Source organism: Borborobacter xinjiangensis, from assembly GCF_047739745.1.
Classification (GTDB): Bacteria; Pseudomonadota; Alphaproteobacteria; order Rhizobiales; family Rhizobiaceae; genus Pseudaminobacter.
In genome coordinates this window covers 60,725-75,448 of sequence record NZ_JBLLVA010000012.1, presented here as the reverse complement: position 1 = coordinate 75,448, position 14,724 = coordinate 60,725, and the positions used below count along the sequence as shown (strand labels likewise).

The 14,724-nt window shown below is 58.5% G+C and carries 17 protein-coding genes; 11 read left to right on the top strand and 6 right to left on the bottom strand.

Annotation, left to right across the window (positions count from 1 at the left end; genetic code table 11):
• Nucleotides 1-246 precede the first annotated feature (246 nt).
• From repA to scpB, 5 genes are all read left to right on the top strand, one after another.
• The gene (repA, locus tag ACLKMW_RS14425; RefSeq protein WP_415725149.1) at nt 247-1,455 is read left to right on the top strand and encodes a plasmid partitioning protein RepA; all 1,209 of its coding nucleotides are present in this window, start codon (nt 247-249) and stop codon (nt 1,453-1,455) included.
• 70 nt (nt 1,456-1,525) lie between these two features.
• Complete coding sequence (gene repB, locus ACLKMW_RS14420) at nt 1,526-2,497, top strand: plasmid partitioning protein RepB (RefSeq protein WP_415725148.1); 972 nt, start codon at nt 1,526-1,528, stop codon at nt 2,495-2,497.
• A 156-nt stretch (nt 2,498-2,653) separates the two neighbouring features.
• A complete protein-coding gene (gene repC / locus ACLKMW_RS14415) occupies nt 2,654-3,853 on the top strand; it encodes a plasmid replication protein RepC (protein ID WP_415725147.1) in 1,200 nt (399 codons plus the stop codon).
• A gap of 563 nt (nt 3,854-4,416) precedes the next feature.
• A complete protein-coding gene (locus ACLKMW_RS14410; RefSeq protein ID WP_415725230.1) occupies nt 4,417-5,382 on the top strand; it encodes a DUF1403 family protein in 966 nt (321 codons plus the stop codon).
• A gap of 3 nt (nt 5,383-5,385) precedes the next feature.
• Nucleotides 5,386-6,066: an SMC-Scp complex subunit ScpB gene (gene scpB / locus ACLKMW_RS14405; protein WP_415725146.1), complete on the top strand. Its 681-nt coding sequence runs from the start codon at nt 5,386-5,388 to the stop codon at nt 6,064-6,066.
• A gap of 670 nt (nt 6,067-6,736) precedes the next feature.
• Here the strand turns inward: scpB and ACLKMW_RS14400 are convergent.
• Nucleotides 6,737-7,312 (bottom strand): cytochrome c oxidase assembly protein, encoded by a 576-nt coding sequence (locus ACLKMW_RS14400; protein ID WP_415725145.1) that lies wholly within the window; start codon nt 7,310-7,312, stop codon nt 6,737-6,739.
• Nucleotides 7,313-7,887: 575 nt separating this feature from the next.
• Between ACLKMW_RS14400 and ACLKMW_RS14395 the strand changes: the two genes are divergently transcribed.
• The 4 genes from ACLKMW_RS14395 to ACLKMW_RS14380 all read left to right on the top strand — a co-directional run bounded on the left by ACLKMW_RS14395 (nt 7,888) and on the right by ACLKMW_RS14380 (nt 10,149).
• The gene (locus ACLKMW_RS14395; RefSeq protein WP_415725144.1) at nt 7,888-8,127 is read left to right on the top strand and encodes a hypothetical protein; all 240 of its coding nucleotides are present in this window, start codon (nt 7,888-7,890) and stop codon (nt 8,125-8,127) included.
• A 299-nt stretch (nt 8,128-8,426) separates the two neighbouring features.
• Nucleotides 8,427-8,783 carry a hypothetical protein gene (locus ACLKMW_RS14390; RefSeq protein WP_415725143.1) on the top strand — a complete coding sequence of 119 codons (357 nt, stop codon included), beginning with the start codon at nt 8,427-8,429 and terminating at the stop codon, nt 8,781-8,783.
• A 341-nt stretch (nt 8,784-9,124) separates the two neighbouring features.
• A complete protein-coding gene (locus ACLKMW_RS14385; protein ID WP_415725142.1) occupies nt 9,125-10,024 on the top strand; it encodes an NAD(P)/FAD-dependent oxidoreductase in 900 nt (299 codons plus the stop codon).
• Nucleotides 10,021-10,149: a hypothetical protein gene (locus ACLKMW_RS14380; protein ID WP_415725141.1), complete on the top strand. Its 129-nt coding sequence runs from the start codon at nt 10,021-10,023 to the stop codon at nt 10,147-10,149. The genes ACLKMW_RS14385 and ACLKMW_RS14380 overlap by 4 nt, the downstream gene beginning before the upstream one ends.
• 163 nt (nt 10,150-10,312) lie before the next feature.
• Here ACLKMW_RS14380 and ACLKMW_RS14375 read toward each other — a convergent pair whose 3' ends face one another.
• Together ACLKMW_RS14375 and ACLKMW_RS14370 are read right to left on the bottom strand one after the other, a co-directional pair.
• Nucleotides 10,313-10,567, bottom strand: a complete 255-nt coding sequence (locus tag ACLKMW_RS14375; protein ID WP_415725140.1) for a WGR domain-containing protein — start codon at nt 10,565-10,567, stop codon at nt 10,313-10,315.
• Between the two features lie 272 nt (nt 10,568-10,839).
• A complete protein-coding gene (locus ACLKMW_RS14370) occupies nt 10,840-11,319 on the bottom strand; it encodes a helix-turn-helix transcriptional regulator (RefSeq protein WP_415725139.1) in 480 nt (159 codons plus the stop codon).
• A 346-nt stretch (nt 11,320-11,665) separates the two neighbouring features.
• On the opposite strand from ACLKMW_RS14370, the gene ACLKMW_RS14365 reads away from it, so the two are divergent.
• Nucleotides 11,666-12,070 carry a plasmid mobilization protein gene (locus tag ACLKMW_RS14365; RefSeq protein WP_415725138.1) on the top strand — a complete coding sequence of 135 codons (405 nt, stop codon included), beginning with the start codon at nt 11,666-11,668 and terminating at the stop codon, nt 12,068-12,070.
• A gap of 218 nt (nt 12,071-12,288) precedes the next feature.
• On the opposite strand, the gene ACLKMW_RS14360 is transcribed toward ACLKMW_RS14365, so the two are convergent.
• Nucleotides 12,289-12,465 carry a hypothetical protein gene (locus tag ACLKMW_RS14360; RefSeq protein WP_415725137.1) on the bottom strand — a complete coding sequence of 59 codons (177 nt, stop codon included), beginning with the start codon at nt 12,463-12,465 and terminating at the stop codon, nt 12,289-12,291.
• Between the two features lie 63 nt (nt 12,466-12,528).
• Nucleotides 12,529-13,041 (bottom strand): hypothetical protein, encoded by a 513-nt coding sequence (locus tag ACLKMW_RS14355; protein ID WP_415725136.1) that lies wholly within the window; start codon nt 13,039-13,041, stop codon nt 12,529-12,531.
• On the opposite strand from ACLKMW_RS14355, the gene ACLKMW_RS14350 reads away from it, so the two are divergent.
• A complete protein-coding gene (locus tag ACLKMW_RS14350) occupies nt 13,018-14,109 on the top strand; it encodes a hypothetical protein (protein WP_415725135.1) in 1,092 nt (363 codons plus the stop codon). The two genes, ACLKMW_RS14355 and ACLKMW_RS14350, sit on opposite strands and share 24 nt — an antisense overlap.
• 319 nt (nt 14,110-14,428) lie before the next feature.
• Here ACLKMW_RS14350 and ACLKMW_RS14345 read toward each other — a convergent pair whose 3' ends face one another.
• On the bottom strand, nt 14,429-14,668 hold the full coding sequence (locus ACLKMW_RS14345) for a hypothetical protein (RefSeq protein ID WP_415725134.1): 240 nt from the start codon (nt 14,666-14,668) through the stop codon (nt 14,429-14,431).
• Nucleotides 14,669-14,724 lie beyond the last annotated feature (56 nt).

Genomic DNA, 14,724 nt, shown 5'->3' with positions numbered 1-14,724 from the left:
GTGATCGCCCAGCTTGCTGGCGCTCTAACGTCAAATCCGCCTATCTTTTGTTGTCAGCCGACAAAAACAACAATTTATGTAATGTAATCAAATGGAAGAATCGCGACAGCGACACTGAACGCCGTGCACATCGAGGCCACTAACTTCTTGAAATTCTAAAACTTGTCTCGGAGCGACCGAATCGGGCATGATCACGGTTACGTGGCGGTTTTCCGTCTAAAATCGTTTTTGGGAAAACTTGGTCGAATGAACGTGAGTTCGCCGATAGGCACGAAATTCCCGCTGCACTTCGAGAAGCACATTCTCGAACAGGGGGATCAAATTTCAAAGAAGTTGCATTTGCTTAGCGTGCAACGGTTTCCGCCTCACGCGAAGAAGGCTCTCCGTGCCTTTTCTCTGGCAGAGGTTGCCACATATCTCGGTGTCTCCCAAAGCCATTTGAAAAAGTTGCATTTGGAAGGCAAAGGCCCTGTTCCCGAAACATCGTCTTCCGGTCGGCGATCATACACCGCAGAGCAAATGCTTGAGCTACGTCAATATCTCGATCAGCACGGGCGGTCAGATGCGAGAATGTATGTTCCGCATCGTCGTTTGGATGAGAAGCTCCAAATTCTAGCTGTGGTGAACTTCAAGGGAGGATCTGGCAAAACAACGACCGCAGCACACCTTGCTCAGTATCTGGCGCTAACCGGACATCGTGTTCTTGCAGTCGATCTTGACCCGCAAGCTTCGCTTTCATCCTTGCACGGCTTTCAGCCCGAACTGGATCAGATCCCATCGATTTACGATGCGATCCGCTACGACGCTGAAAAGATGCCTCTTTCGGAAATCATCCGGGAGACCAATTTCCCTGGCCTCCACATCGTCCCGGCAAACCTCGAGCTTCAGGAATTCGAATATGACACTCCGCTGGCCATGTCGGATCGCAGTTCCAATGAAGGCAAAGCGTTCTTCACCCGCATTTCGACCGCTTTAGCGGAAGTGGACGACAGGTACGATGTTGTCGTGATCGATTGCCCACCCCAGCTGGGTTATCTGACGATCACGGCTTTGACCGCGGCCACATCTGTCCTGATAACAATCCACCCGCAGATGTTGGATGTTATGTCCATGGGCCAGTTCCTGCTGATGCTGGGCGGCATTCTTGAGCCAATTCGTGGAGCAGGCGCCGCAGTTAATCTTCAATGGTATCGCTACCTGGTGACCCGCTACGAGCCGACTGACGGGCCGCAGGCCCAGATGGTAGCATTTCTGCAGACATTGTTTGGGGAATTCATCCTCAAAAACCAAATGCTGAAATCGACTGCCATTTCTGACGCAGGCATAACGAAACAGACACTTTATGAGGTCGAAAAGAGCGCGATGACTCGTTCGACGTATGAACGGGCGATCGACGCCTTGGACGCAGTAAACGGCGAGATTGCCGGTCTGGTTCACGCCGCATGGGGGCGTTGAGTTGTCTGCTGACAAAAACACGTTTTCTGCAAACGCATTCAATGCAGTAGACCACAACGGAAGCAGTTGAATGGCTCGAAAAAATTTACTCGCCGGTCTCGTTGACGAGAACATCCAGGGTTCGACCACGGCTGCAAGCGCGTACCCTATGCGGGGTGCGTCGAAGTCGATGATAAGGTCAGTTAGTGAACTGGCCAAGCAGGCCGATGCTTATTTGGAAGGGGAGCAAGTTGTTGAACTCGATCCGGGTACGATCGAGGTCTCATTCGTTGCTGACCGACTAGGAGACGATCAGGAGCAGTATCGGGAACTGGTCGAGGCGATCCGAGAAAGGGGGCAGGACACGCCGGTTCTGGTGCGTCCGCATCCTGGAAAGGATGGCCGCTATATGGTCGTTTTCGGGCATCGACGGGTTCGGGTAGCCAAGGAACTGGGTCGGAAAGTAAGAGCTGTCGTCAAAGCGATCGACGACAAGACCCATGTGATCGCGCAAGGGCAGGAAAATTCCGCTCGTGCAAATTTGACATTTATCGAAAGGGCGTCTTTCGCCAAGAGCCTCGAAGATCTTGGTTACGAACGGGACGTCATTTCTTCAGCGCTGGCCGCCAATGCTGCAGCTGTTTCAAAGATGGTTTCCGTTATCACGAGAATTCCATCAGCCATAATCCAGAAGATTGGCCCAGCTCCGGCGGTGGGCCGCGAGCGGTGGGTGGAACTGTCCCTACTCATTGGAAAAAAATCCGAAGTGGTTAGCGAGGTCTTGTCAGAGCCAGGGTTCAGCGAACTAGGAAGCAGCGAGCGCTTCGAGCGGCTGTTTGGGGCGTTGAATGCCAAAGGGAAGCCTGTTCGCAAGACTGGTCCGAAACCCTCTGTCAGATCCTGGGCTCCCGCCGACAAGTCGGTTTCAGTTACGCTCAAGGACAATGGGAAAACGGCCACGCTTGCTCTTGGGGCGGCGGATGGTTCTCGTTTCGCATCGTTCATTTCCGGGAAACTTGGCGACCTCTACGAGGCGTTCAGGAAATCCGAAAAAGGAGACTAGAAGCCGCAAAAGAAAAAGGCCCCCGAGCGACTTTCGTCGTGGAAGCCCTTCTCAAACTCTAGCAAGTCCGAGAATCGCATTTCCACGAATCACTGTCAAGCGTTTGAACGTCGATTCGGCGAGCAGAGTTCTTTTGCCTGATTGAAGGCAGAGAGAATGGAACTGGGAACAACGCCCTTTGGTGGGCGAACGATGACGCTTGCCCATTTGCACGCACGACAAGCTTTGCATGAGATCCCAGAGGGGAAGATCGTCGACAAATGGCAGGTGTACCGTGACCTGTGCGAAGGCAAAAGCATCATCGGTGTCGGGGACCGCGCGCTCGCTGTGCTTGCAGGTCTGTTGTCCTTCTATCCAGACAATGATTTGAGCGAGGAAAACGGTCTAATCGTGTTTCCGTCGAACAAGCAGCTCTCGCTGCGTGCTCATGGAATGGCCGACACGACGCTCAGGAGACACCTGGCCGCGCTGATAGGCTGCGGCCTTGTCCTGCGTCGGGATAGTCCAAATGGCAAACGATACGCGCGCAAGGGGAAGGCAGGGGACTTTGAGGACGCTTTCGGCTTCTCTCTGGCGCCTTTATTGGTACGCGCCGATGAATTCGCAGCGGCTGCAGAGCGCGTCCGTACGGAGAACCGTGCGCTGAAGCTGATGCGCGAGCGGATCACACTTCACAGGCGGGATATTTCCAAACTGATCGAGGTTGCGGTCGAGGAAGAGGTTGACGGCGATTGGAACGCTCTTTGGCGGCGGTTCCGGGCTACCGTGGACTCAATTCCTCGTCGGGCGACAACGTCGGAACTCGAGCGGATCGAGGCAGAGTTGCAGGGAATTCGGGAAGCAGTGGATATGTTGTTGAATTCGCATATGAATGTCGCATATTCGGATGGCAATGAGTCCCATATTGGCCGGCAACAATCTGATTCAAACACCAACGCTATTTTTGAATTTGAACCGGCTTTCGAACAAAGCAGGGCGACGGTCGGGCCGAAAAAACAAAAGGATGCGACGGCGAAAGGATACCCGCTTGGCCTGGTGCTGAAAGCCTGCCCGGAAATAGTGGACTACGCTGCCGACGGGATCGTTAATTGGCGTGATTTCATGGCAACGGCGGCGCAGGTAAGGGGCTATTTGGGCGTTTCGCCCTCGGCGTATGAGGACGCCTGCCATATCATGGGCCAGGAAACTGCGGCAGTGGTGGTCGCGTGCATCCTTCAACGGGCCCAACACATCAATTCGGCGGGGGGGTACCTGCGGGTGCTCACCGAAAGAGCCAAGGCGGGCCAATTCTCTGCCGGTCCGATGCTAATGGCGGCTTTGAAGGCGAATAGTGGCTTCTCACGTATGTCCGGATGAAGTGGCTCTGGTCGGATCGTACCGGAAAAGGCGCATTCGTGCGGGTTGCCCTCATCGCAGGTCGGGCCGAGAGAAGCTCCTTAACACTGAAGGGGGCAGCGGCCGGGATCGGATTGAGATTTTGCGCGCTACGACAGCATGCCGGCGAGGTCGCCAAGCTTTCGGCAGGCAGGGGTTCGCAGAAAACGCAGTGTGATCCTGGTGGTGCGGAGTGTCGTGACGCGCATCGTGCTTATCAATTCGGCTCATCCCGGTCTCTTGCAGGCGCAACGACACCGCACTTGCCTTTCGGGGTAATTTTCTGCGATGCTGATTTCGCAACTTCAACGACCTCTGCCTCTGATCCAATTTGCGAGGATTATCGGTCGTTACTACGATCAGACGACCTGTGCGGTTTCAGGCGAAAACTGTCGCGACAGGCGCACCGATGCGCTACCATCGCAGCGATGATTCGCTCCGCCCCGCCTGCATCCGCGCCAATAGCCGCCGGCCAGTCCGGTACCGGGGCGTCAGGGTTGTCAAGGCCCGACGAAGTCGCAATACCGTCCCGCCGCGCGGACCACATCGCGACCGCAGTACCATCATCATTTTCCACGCCGCAGCTTCCCGTGGTCCCGGCCTGGGCGTTGCGGCAGCCCTCGGCGGCCGATCCAGCGGCTGCCGGGTTTATGGCCGGCGCGGCGCTCACGGCGCTCGATCATCTGGTGCGCGCCGAACCCCCGGGCGCCTGGCGCCAGCGGCTGGCCCTGAACAGTGCTGTTTGCGCCTGTCGGCTCGCCGGACGCGGCGAGGACCAGGCCGCGCTACGCGATGTCTGGCATCTGCGCCGGGCCGATGATTTTACAACTCTCGGTCCGGCCGGTGCTATCTATGGCGTCTGGCGGCAACTCGCGTCGTGGCCGACGTCGAAGGCAGTCGATGCTCAAGCCCTCGCAGATATCGTCGACAACCTCGGTCTGCAGTGGAGCGAGCCGCTGGCTGCAATACCACAAGAACTCGAAAAGCGCCGCCGATCGGATGACAGCAAACCGGGTCCCTTCACGGCGGCGGCTATCGTCCGCCATGTTGTCACTGCCGATCCGCAGGCCGAACTGCTGGCTTGGTGGCTGGCCGATCTTGGCCTCGCGCAAAGCCTGCGTTGGCCAAAACCGGTGCCGTTGTTGATGGGGCAGGTCTTCTCGCCGGCCTTCCGAGCTGGCGGCGGTCGCCGCAACCGGATCCGACCAGGGGAGGAAGAATTCGATCAGGCGGTGTGCCTAGCCCTGGCGCAAGGTGCCGCGGAGGCGTGTCGGCTGGGCGGCGAGATTTCGCGGCGGGCTGGGCGGCTGGCTCAGGTCGTGCCGAAGCTGCGCGCCAAGGGGGCCGGGACCGTGATTGAAAGGCTGCTCGACGACGATGCGGTGCCCGGCACGCTGACGACGAAAAGCCTATCGCGCTTCGCGGCGCGGCGATTGTTTACACGGCTTGAGGCGTTTGGCGCGGTACGCGAGCTGTCCGGTCGCGCCAGCTTCCGGCTCTACGGGCTCTAGACCATGACGGAGCAACGGCCGAAAGCGACTGACGGGCGCCGGGACGAGGAGGCACAGCGCCACCTGCTGGACGTCGAGCTTGAGCATTTGCCACCGCAACTGCGCTGGCGCGAGTGGATGGGCCGGGTCGAGGCGGTCATCTTCGCGGCAGCAGAGCCCGTCACGCGCGATACACTGGCGCGCGTAGTCGGCAAGAGCTGCAATCTCGACCTGATCATCGACGACATTCGGGAAGAACTGCGCAGTCGGCCCTACGAGCTGGTGTCTGTCGCCGGCGGTTGGCAGCACCGCACCAGGACGGCATTCGGTGACGTCATCCGCGCGGCAACGGGAAAGCGCGACATTTCCCGCCCGCTGTCGCGCTCGGAGGCGCTGGTGCTGATGTCGATAGCGTATTTCCAGCCGATCACCCGCGGCGAACTGTCGACCCTGTTCGGCAAGGAGGTGAGCCGCGATCTGATTAGCGTTCTTCGAACCCAGAACTTCATCGCCGCCGGCCCGCGCAGCCCCCAGCATGGTGCGCCCTACACCTACGTGACCACGAAGGAGTTCCTCAGTCACTTTGGTTTCGACACGCTGCGCGACCTGCCCGACATGGAAGCGCTCGAAGACGCCGGCCTGCTCAGCAAGGAAAGGTTGTTGGCCGGTGAAGCGAGCGCGATTTACGACGACGATATGGTGTGAACCTCATCAAGTCGCTTTTGCCGCTACTCAAATCCGAAACCTCCAACAGGCAGGCGTTGGAGCGTCTCCGTCGTGCTCTGACGCGGCCTGCTCGGCGCCGGCAACGTGCAAAAAAGGCGGCAATATGGTTTCGTGCTCTCGCCGTGAATGCAAGCATGGCCGATTTACGATTGCGATAACAACGGTCGGGCTTTTAGGCAGTGTGCTGACGTTTAGCGCAGCGCGTAAAGGTAAGCGGCGATGTCGCGCGTCCTCCTGCTTCGAAATGCCCCTCGATGGCATTGCGGTACGCGTATTGATGGCGCGGGAGAAGCGCAGCCAACGGATCATGTTCTGGAGATTGTTGGGCAGGCTCCCCGCCAGATAAAGAGTCGGGAGGCGGCCCGACCTTACCTTGCGCCGCCGGCACGCCGCTGGTCGTATGGCATCCTGCACGTCCATTCGCCAGCATACAGGTATAGCGCGCACCACCAAGCCACCGGTGGCAACGTTAGCTTCATCGCGGATACGACGCTCGCGAGCCGGCGGCCACCAAGCTGCTTCGACAAGAAGAATCGTAAACACGGCGACTACTGGCCCGGTCCATGCCCGTCGCCCGCGAGGCGGCACGCGCTCATCGGGCGCCGCCAAGGGATGCCACTCTTGAAGTCCTGCGGGCATCCCGACTTCATCAATGCGCAGTGCTGATCCTCGCCGCGGAGGATTGACGATGAGTGCCTGTCCCTTCCTCGCGGGTTCGCGACGCAGGGAACGGGTTATCCGACAGAGCGCCATACCCACGAGTTGTAAGAGCCACTCGCATCAGCAGCTTAGGAAAGACGGAAACATAGATCATGTCCCCCGATTTTCCGCTCGTCCTTATCCAGATCCCAGCGAGCAGCAAAGCCGCGCCCGCATAGATAAGGCCGGCGGCCGGCACCCACATGATTAGACCTGCAAGTTGCTGGTCCTCCAGGGGAGTGACGCCCCACAGTTCCGAGACCCCGGCATTGGCAGGATACCAAAGCCGGGGTGACACCAGGAGAAGAACGCCCAGCAGGCCTGTATGGCGGTTACAAACAGGTTCATCACGGAGCAGCCCAGGCGCGGCTCCATTCCGCGGTGAGGCAGGACAACCCAGCAGAACAGCAGCGCTGTTCCGAGAAAATTTGCATGCTGAGCGTAATGCAACGCGCCACGCTCGAGCGCCGCTTCGAGGCTCAACTTCCACTTCATTGGGCGCCAAGCTCAGACAGGTCCAGCGCATAGAGGATGTTCGGATAAGGCCTCACGACGTACATCGTACTGCCGACCACCAGAGGCGCCGCCTCATGGCCCTTGTTCGCGCCCGTGGAGAATGTGAAGGCCACCTCCAAATCCTTCGCATTGCTCTCATGTGCGCTTGCACACCCGAAATGGGCGATGCCGCCTGTGGGGCTTGGAGAAACAAGATTTTTGGCTCATCCCAACAGGATCGCGAAGCGCGGCAGCAAGGTTCAAGTTCAGAGTTCCGACGGGACGAAAGAATTGCTTCGCTTGGCTTAGCGAGCGTAACCGTGTCCTGTATCGGCACACAGCCAGGAACCTTCTCGCTGCGCCTGACGTTTGCTGACAAACAGAGCGCTACGATGATCGATAAGCATTCGCGTTAATCTGCGTAAGATGGCCACGCACTTCGACGGGAACTCGGACGCACAGATCGGTAAAGACTCCTCGAGGACCGTTGCGAGTGTCCGAATTTGGTCCGGTATGTTCAATTCGAAAAGATTTATCAGGAAAGCGTCGCAACTGTACCGCTGAGATAAGCCAAAGACTGCCGACCACCTTCGGAGATCATCGCGCATGTCCCTTGAACCGCTAGAATTTGATCTTATCGACCGGGGTGGGCCAGCTAGCGTCTTTACGGCGCCATTTGTGGGAACAGGCGGCGCGATCGAGCACAAATGCTTAGGCGCCATTCACGCCTGCAATGAAGCCGAGCGGCTTCTGAGCGAGGGAGAGAACGTCGTCAAAATTGTGATCTCAGGTCACCTGATCGACCCAAAGCATATCACGGCGCTGAAGCGATACTTGGAAGGGTGAGTTCGGCAGGGGAAATAATGATCGAACTTGGAACTGAGCCATCCGCCTGGCGTTGCCCTTCTCACCGGAGCCGAGATGTCCGGTGATGACGACAGCTATGAACAGTGACTACGGCCACCGCAGTGGCTTCCCGCAAGAGGTCGACGCCGCACGAGGCGCGCGGCAAGGATGCTTGGTGGCAATAATACCGGCCTGGACGGCGCGCCCCAACGGGCGGGTAATTAATTAAGCTTTCCAAAGAGTGGTGCATCTAATCGACGAACATCTGACATTTTGGAGCAATGCGGGAAGGAATTGGAATGGTACTCCACAGCGAGCCGGCAGACCAAGGCGCCAACAAGCAAGCGGCGCAAGTGAGAGGCAACATTCAGAAAGGCTGCAGCGGCGACAAGGTGCCCGGCTTTGATCCTGCGGCCGCCCCGCTCGAAACCGACGCTGAGGCGGCAGGTACGCCAGAACCTAAACCGAGAGACGAAAAACCCTCAGTGGACCCTTTGAACGCCTTTCGCCCACATCCCAATTCGTCTTCACAGGACACCGCCATGCGATCTTTCGAGGAGAATAGAGAATCGACTCTACCGCGTATTTGGTTCGTCGGCATTGCGCTCTTACTGGTTATTGCGCTGGCGGCAGCCGTTTTCATTCTCCCGTCTTGATACAGGAAAAGGCCACAGAACAGCAGAACCGACAATCATGAATTCTATCGCTCCCAGTTTTGCTCTTAAAGGCCGCAGTGGCTGCTGGTTGGGACGGCGCGGACCATCCCTTTGCATTATATGCCAGCCGAACCCTCCTCAGTTCGTCGACTGTCCTTGTCGGTTGCTGTGCCTGAATCCAGTGCGAACCATTGGACAACGACACCAACGGCTTTTCTCCAGGAGCGATCTGAACTTGCGCAAGCGAGTTTGTCTCTCACGCTTGTGGCCTTACGAGAAACAACAACCTCGTGCGCGTGTTCTGTCTCATGCTCTGGTCTAGCAACCGAGACAAGTTTGATGTGGCAATTGTCGGCGGTGGACCAGCAGGTCTAACTGCGGCAGTTTATCTCGCCCGCTTCCTACGGTCTGTCGTGGTGTTCGACGCAGGGCATGGGCGTGCAAAACTCATTCCGAAAACGAACAACTGCCCGGGTTTTCCGGATGGAATAACCGGGACCGACTTGCTCGCACGCTTGCGATGTCAGGCCGAGGCTTACGGCGCATACGTGGTCGAGGGCTCGGTTCAAGGCGTCGAATACAATGGGACGTTCACGCTCACGACTACTTCTGGAGTTTTGCAAGCGTCACATGTGATCCTTGCGACGGGGATCGTGGATAAAGCGCCTGAGATCAGTTCGCTGCCTGGGGCGATAGCAACCGGTAGCGTACGCCTATGTCCCGTCTGTGACGCCTACGAGGTGAGACGGCAACGGATCGGCATCATCGGCCCCGAGGAACTCGCACTGAAAGAAGCGCTCTTCCTGAGAGACTACAGTTCGCATGTAATCCTGCTCTGCAAATCTCCAGAGGATGCTTCCGATGTCATGCGCAGCAAGGCCGCGGCCGCGGGAATAGAAGTATGGGACAAAGTCGACGATTTGATCCCTCGACATCCTGGATTCGACGTCGTGATGGCGGACGGCTCGCCACGGCGCCAAATCGACGTGGTTTATCCAGCGATGGGCTGCGACGTGCGCTCCGAACTCGCCGTAGCGTTGGGCGCCGACTGCGACGACGAAGGGTATGTTCTGGTCGACCCGCATCTTGAGACATCGGTGCCTGGTCTTTATGCGATCGGCGATGTGGCCAAGGCCCTCAACCAGATAGCGGTAGGATTTGGCCATGCAGCTTTGGCCGCAACCCACATCCACAACACGCTTCGCGAGCGTGAACGTCCAAAGGATACGGAATCCTCGTGAAGCAAGCCGCAGGAGTCTCCATCGGACGCGTTTTCACGGCGGGCAAGGGATTCGCCGGCTGTGAAATGGTGGTCGAACTGAGTGCTCTATTCGCCGCTATCGAAGGCGGAACGATCCGCCAGTGACGCGGCTGTCAGTTTGCAAAGCAGGCATTCGCCGCCAGTACCTGCGCCGACCCCCCTCACCTGTCAAAAAGCCGAGCGCTTGCGCGACAGGACATGGCCGTGCATTCCGCCGATCGCAATTCATACCTACTCATCAAACGCCGGCATTCCGCGAACATAGGATTCATTCTGAACTGCCGTCGCAATAGCCTTTGCGTCTCTTGCTGCGGTCGAGACAATCGAGCGCATTGATGGCGTCTTCGATCTGATCGAAGGTTTGCATCATCGATTGGCCTGCCGTTCCGATACGGCCCCAGTTGCGGATCACGGACGCTCCGCCGAACAGCGTCGGTTGCAGCGAAAGCGTATAGAAGCGCCGCATGTTCTGCGTCGGGTCGATGCGCCGGAGATGGAGCGGTCCTACTTTCCTGTTCTGCATGGCCCGAGTCTCGCTTCCTGCGGAAGCGTCGTCCAACGCATAACATGAATCAGTTTTGCCTGACCGATTCATGTCGGTGATGATCGAGACAGACTCGCGATCAGTGTAGGTGACTTTCCCAGTGCAGGTTGGCGGCCGACTAAACACCGTCGCCCTCGTCGAACTCGCGTGTAACCCTGTGCCATGGATCAGCGGGCGGGAAAGCGGAAGCGGCGTCATTGGGTCGCCTGTCGGCACGCCGCCGAGACGAGCCCAAGAGCAATAGCTAACTGTCAGGTATTCCTGGCGGCATATCCAGATTCACCAGACAACTCGCTCACAAGCAGCAGCAGCGACTCGACAGCCTCAGGCCTCATCCGCGACACAAGGCGTAGCAAATCGAGCCGGTCCCGAGCCGCTTTCGGCGTATCGCCAAACAAATGCGGAGCCGCAGCGTAGATCATTTCTGTTGGTTCGAAACCGAGTATCTCGCAAAGGTGGACCAAGCGTGTGACATTCAGTTTCGAGTCGGCTCGCTCATATCGACCATAGACCTGTCCAGAAATCCCTAGCAGTTCTGCCAACTGCTCGCGGGTCAACCCGGCTTCGCGACGTACTCTCGCGAGGAATTCGCTAAGGGCCCTGTCCATGCCATCGAGCGAAACAACACCATCGAAGCCGGGCTTTCGCCAGAGCGGCCTTTCGAACTCCGGTTCGCTGGTCTCGACAAGGCCTCGCTCAGCGCGAAACCCTCCCAACTCCTTGACGGCCATTCACCACCCGATTGCCAGACAGCGCACGGTCCAGTCTAGGGAACGCGGTCGCTCTGATCAGCCTTTTGCCTCGATGACTCAGTCAGCTCTTATAGGCGAACAGCGCTGTCATTCCAAGGAATTGAGTTCCTGCTTTGGCCAGCGCTGTACGGATGAGCAAATGCGCCTGTGTTCAAAATGTTTTCAATCATACTGGTTGGAAGAAATGAGGCATACCGTCGAAGCAGACCAATTTATAAGCATATTGGTTGGCAGGATACGGAAAAATGTGATACATTTTTCCTGACGATCGCGGGACAAGCCCTCGATCAGCGGCCTGCGGCCGCATGCACTAGGAAGGTGGTCGATGCCAGCGTCGAACGGGTTGGTTTCCAGAAAGCGCTTCAGACGCGAAAAGATCGCTCACGTCCGCCTTTCCGAGGCCGAGTTCGCGGCTGTCAAGGCGGCTGCGGACCGCGCCAGCCTCTCTGTTTCCGCTTTCGTCCGCGCGCTTGCATTGGAAGGCGCGGGCGAAAAGCCCTTCCTGTGCCCGGCCGATAAAGCAATTATACAGCTGCTGGGGCAGGACATGCGTTCCGTTGGCAACAACCTCAACCAGGTCGTCCGCGCGCTCAACGCGGGTCGGTCGGTTGATTGCTCCTATCTTGCCGCAGCGATTGATGACGCTCGGGCTATAGCGACGACTGTCGTGTCCGAACTGGCTCTGATGACGAAGAACGCCGCCGCCGCCCGCCGTCCTAAGGTTGGCTGATGGAGTTCTTGCCCGGAGCGTTCGAATGGGAATGGGAGCGCCGCCGCGCCGCACTGCTGCGCGACCTTCGGGCGGGCCAAATTCCTAAGGTCGTCTGGGACGGGCGGAAAACGGGTGGAGCGGCGCTTCTGCCCGATGCGGCTTTTGGCGGTGGCAGGCGCCCCACCGGGCGACCGGACTGGCTGGCGAGTCGTGCGATGCAAACCCGTTTCAAGGCGCTAGCGCGCGGCAGCCAGCCGGCGGTCGTCAAGCTCGCCTCCTATGGCGGTGCAGGGCGCGTCGACGCCATGATAAGCTACGTTGCCCGCGAAGGACAGCTTGCTGTCGAGAACGAGCGTGGCGAGCGCGTGCTCGGTGCAGGCGCGCTCGCCGAACAACGAGCGGGGTGGGAGCATCTCTTCGACAAGCGTGCCGACAGCCGGGACGTGGCGGTCTTTGTCGTCACGGTCGGTTCTATGTCAGTCGAGGGTCGAAACCGTGATGCGGTTGTTGGTCAGATCCTGCGGATGGGACTCGGCGATCGCCGCTTCGTCTTCGCTGTCGATGAGCGGGAGGGCGACGAACTTGCTGTGCGTGGCGTCGTCGTGTTGCGCGACCGTTCTGGCGAGCGGCTGACAGGAGACCGCGAAGCGGCTGAAATTGTCCAGCAAAGGTTCGAGGACAGCGAATTCGGACAAGGTATAACGGCACGTTTCCGATTCCATGGCTATGCCAATGGCGTGCGCTTCGCGACGGCGCGCGTGCGTGACCTCGTGGAGCGATTTGACGGGGAGGTTCGCGACGAAGCCGGCCGCGTGATCAGTACGCGGGAAGATGCAGGCGAACTTGTCCAGAGAGACTGGCGACACGAGTTGCACAGCCGCAAGGGCAGGGACGTCATGCATCTGATAGTCTCGGCACGTTCCGGCACCGACCTCTCCGGTTTCCAGAATGCTGTCAGAGATTTCTTGGGCGAGCAGTTCGCCGGCCACGGCTATGTCTTCGCTGTTCACGACCCTTCATACGATCCGAAGGAGGTGGCACAAGGCGGCAAGCGGCCGCACATCCATGCCCATGCCATTATCACGATGCGCGCAGAGTTCGGGGAGCGCATCGTCACCAGCCCGCAAGTGTTTCGCGAGTGGCGGGCGGTTATGGCGGAGAAGGCACGTGACCATGGCATCGACATGGAACTGACCGACCGGCGGGATCAGGCAAATCCGCCCGCTTATACGCGCTACCAAGTCCGCCCGGTCAGCTACGCTGGACGGACCGAGCATGAAGGCACCAGCGAAGCCGCGCAAGTCCGCTACGATGCCAAGCGCGAGAACACCGAGACGTCGACCACAACCGAGCGCAGCCGGTTCTATATTGCTGCAGCCATGGAGACATGGCGCGATCTTGCCAGGAACGTCGATGACAAGGAGCTCGCAAGATACGCGGAGCAGCAGCTAGAACGCATCAATATTGCGGTACGTAACCTTGAGAAGATTCCGACAAATCGGCTTCCGGCAGCCCATGCGCCAAGCAGTATGGTAATGCTGAACACCCTCGGCGAAATCGAGGCGTCCGTGGTACAACAGATGACGCACTCCGAATTCGCGACTTATGAGAAGCGTGTCGAGGCGGTGCTCGCCAGCCTCGAGGCGAACATCGGCCCGTCGGAGCCAAAGGACTATGACGAGATCGCCGCGGCCGCGCGTGATGTCGTGGAGATCCGGCGGGAATATCTCGAGCTCAGGGAGCGCGCGGCGCGAGTGCCAGCCGAAGGGCGGGCGGAAATCGACAACGAGGCATGGGCCCGCTGGCTTGCCCGTTATGGCGAGCAGGTGGTCGAGCGCGGCAAGGACGCGGTGCTCGAAGTAGGGGCCGTGCGGGAGGAAGTCGATCGAGTTGATGAGACGATTGCATCGGGAGCACAAGATATCACCGAGCGGACGACTCGTTCTGGCGAGCTCGAGCGCGCGCCGTGCGGTCCTACGGAGCAGCACGGCCCACACCTGGAGGAGCTGGAGCGCGAAATAGAGAAACGGCACGAAAGGGACGACTACGAGCGTTAAGATCACACGTTTAGACAGCAGGGTAGCTCGTTCAGCTCGAACATCGCTGGTTGAAATCCGTTGCGATTGCTCCGCCGCTTGCCTTCGTCGATGGCTGAGCACCTGCACCGGCTGGACATCGTCCATGCGCCCTGATCCAGTCGGCATATGGCCAGACAAACGTGGCGGCACGCCTACGCTGCTTGTCTATCCATCAACTCAACCGAGGAACAGACTAATGTACTGGCCGACAGGGTGCATGCGCAGGTTCCCCTGTCGTTTGCCACAAGTGCCGCGGTGACCAAGCTCACGCGAGTGCTTCTTGAAGCCGGGAGGGCTCTTATGGCTGTTCGTCGTATTCGTCCCGCGCTGTCCCGTCGAATTCAATCGGAAACGTGCACATTTGAGCGCTTTGAAGCACCAAAGCTTCGATGTCTTCTAGTGCAATGTTAAGATGCTCGTGCTGCTGCCTGATTCTTTCGGCAATCACTGGTACGTTCACGATGCGATCCGATACTATAGCCTGTTCAACGAGTATTGCGATGTCGCTTCGCAACTCCGTGAGATCGAGCCTTTTCATTTTTGGCTCCTTTCGACGCCTCAACTCATGATGCGCCCTTACACCTCAATAAGCAA

Excerpts from the sequence above, each read along its gene's own strand:
- repA (WP_415725149.1), top strand. The coding sequence starts at position 247 with ATGAACGTGAGTTCGCCGATAGGCACGAAATTCCCGCTGCACTTCGAG.
- repB (WP_415725148.1), top strand. The coding sequence starts at position 1,526 with ATGGCTCGAAAAAATTTACTCGCCGGTCTCGTTGACGAGAACATCCAG.
- repC (WP_415725147.1), top strand. The coding sequence starts at position 2,654 with ATGGAACTGGGAACAACGCCCTTTGGTGGGCGAACGATGACGCTTGCC.
- scpB (WP_415725146.1), top strand. The coding sequence starts at position 5,386 with ATGACGGAGCAACGGCCGAAAGCGACTGACGGGCGCCGGGACGAGGAG.
- ACLKMW_RS14400 (WP_415725145.1), bottom strand. The coding sequence starts at position 7,312 with ATGCGCTGGACCTGTCTGAGCTTGGCGCCCAATGAAGTGGAAGTTGAG.
- ACLKMW_RS14395 (WP_415725144.1), top strand. The coding sequence starts at position 7,888 with ATGTCCCTTGAACCGCTAGAATTTGATCTTATCGACCGGGGTGGGCCA.
- ACLKMW_RS14390 (WP_415725143.1), top strand. The coding sequence starts at position 8,427 with ATGGTACTCCACAGCGAGCCGGCAGACCAAGGCGCCAACAAGCAAGCG.
- ACLKMW_RS14375 (WP_415725140.1), bottom strand. The coding sequence starts at position 10,567 with ATGCAGAACAGGAAAGTAGGACCGCTCCATCTCCGGCGCATCGACCCG.
- ACLKMW_RS14370 (WP_415725139.1), bottom strand. The coding sequence starts at position 11,319 with ATGGCCGTCAAGGAGTTGGGAGGGTTTCGCGCTGAGCGAGGCCTTGTC.
- ACLKMW_RS14365 (WP_415725138.1), top strand. The coding sequence starts at position 11,666 with ATGCCAGCGTCGAACGGGTTGGTTTCCAGAAAGCGCTTCAGACGCGAA.
- ACLKMW_RS14360 (WP_415725137.1), bottom strand. The coding sequence starts at position 12,465 with ATGCTCCCACCCCGCTCGTTGTTCGGCGAGCGCGCCTGCACCGAGCAC.
- ACLKMW_RS14345 (WP_415725134.1), bottom strand. The coding sequence starts at position 14,668 with ATGAAAAGGCTCGATCTCACGGAGTTGCGAAGCGACATCGCAATACTC.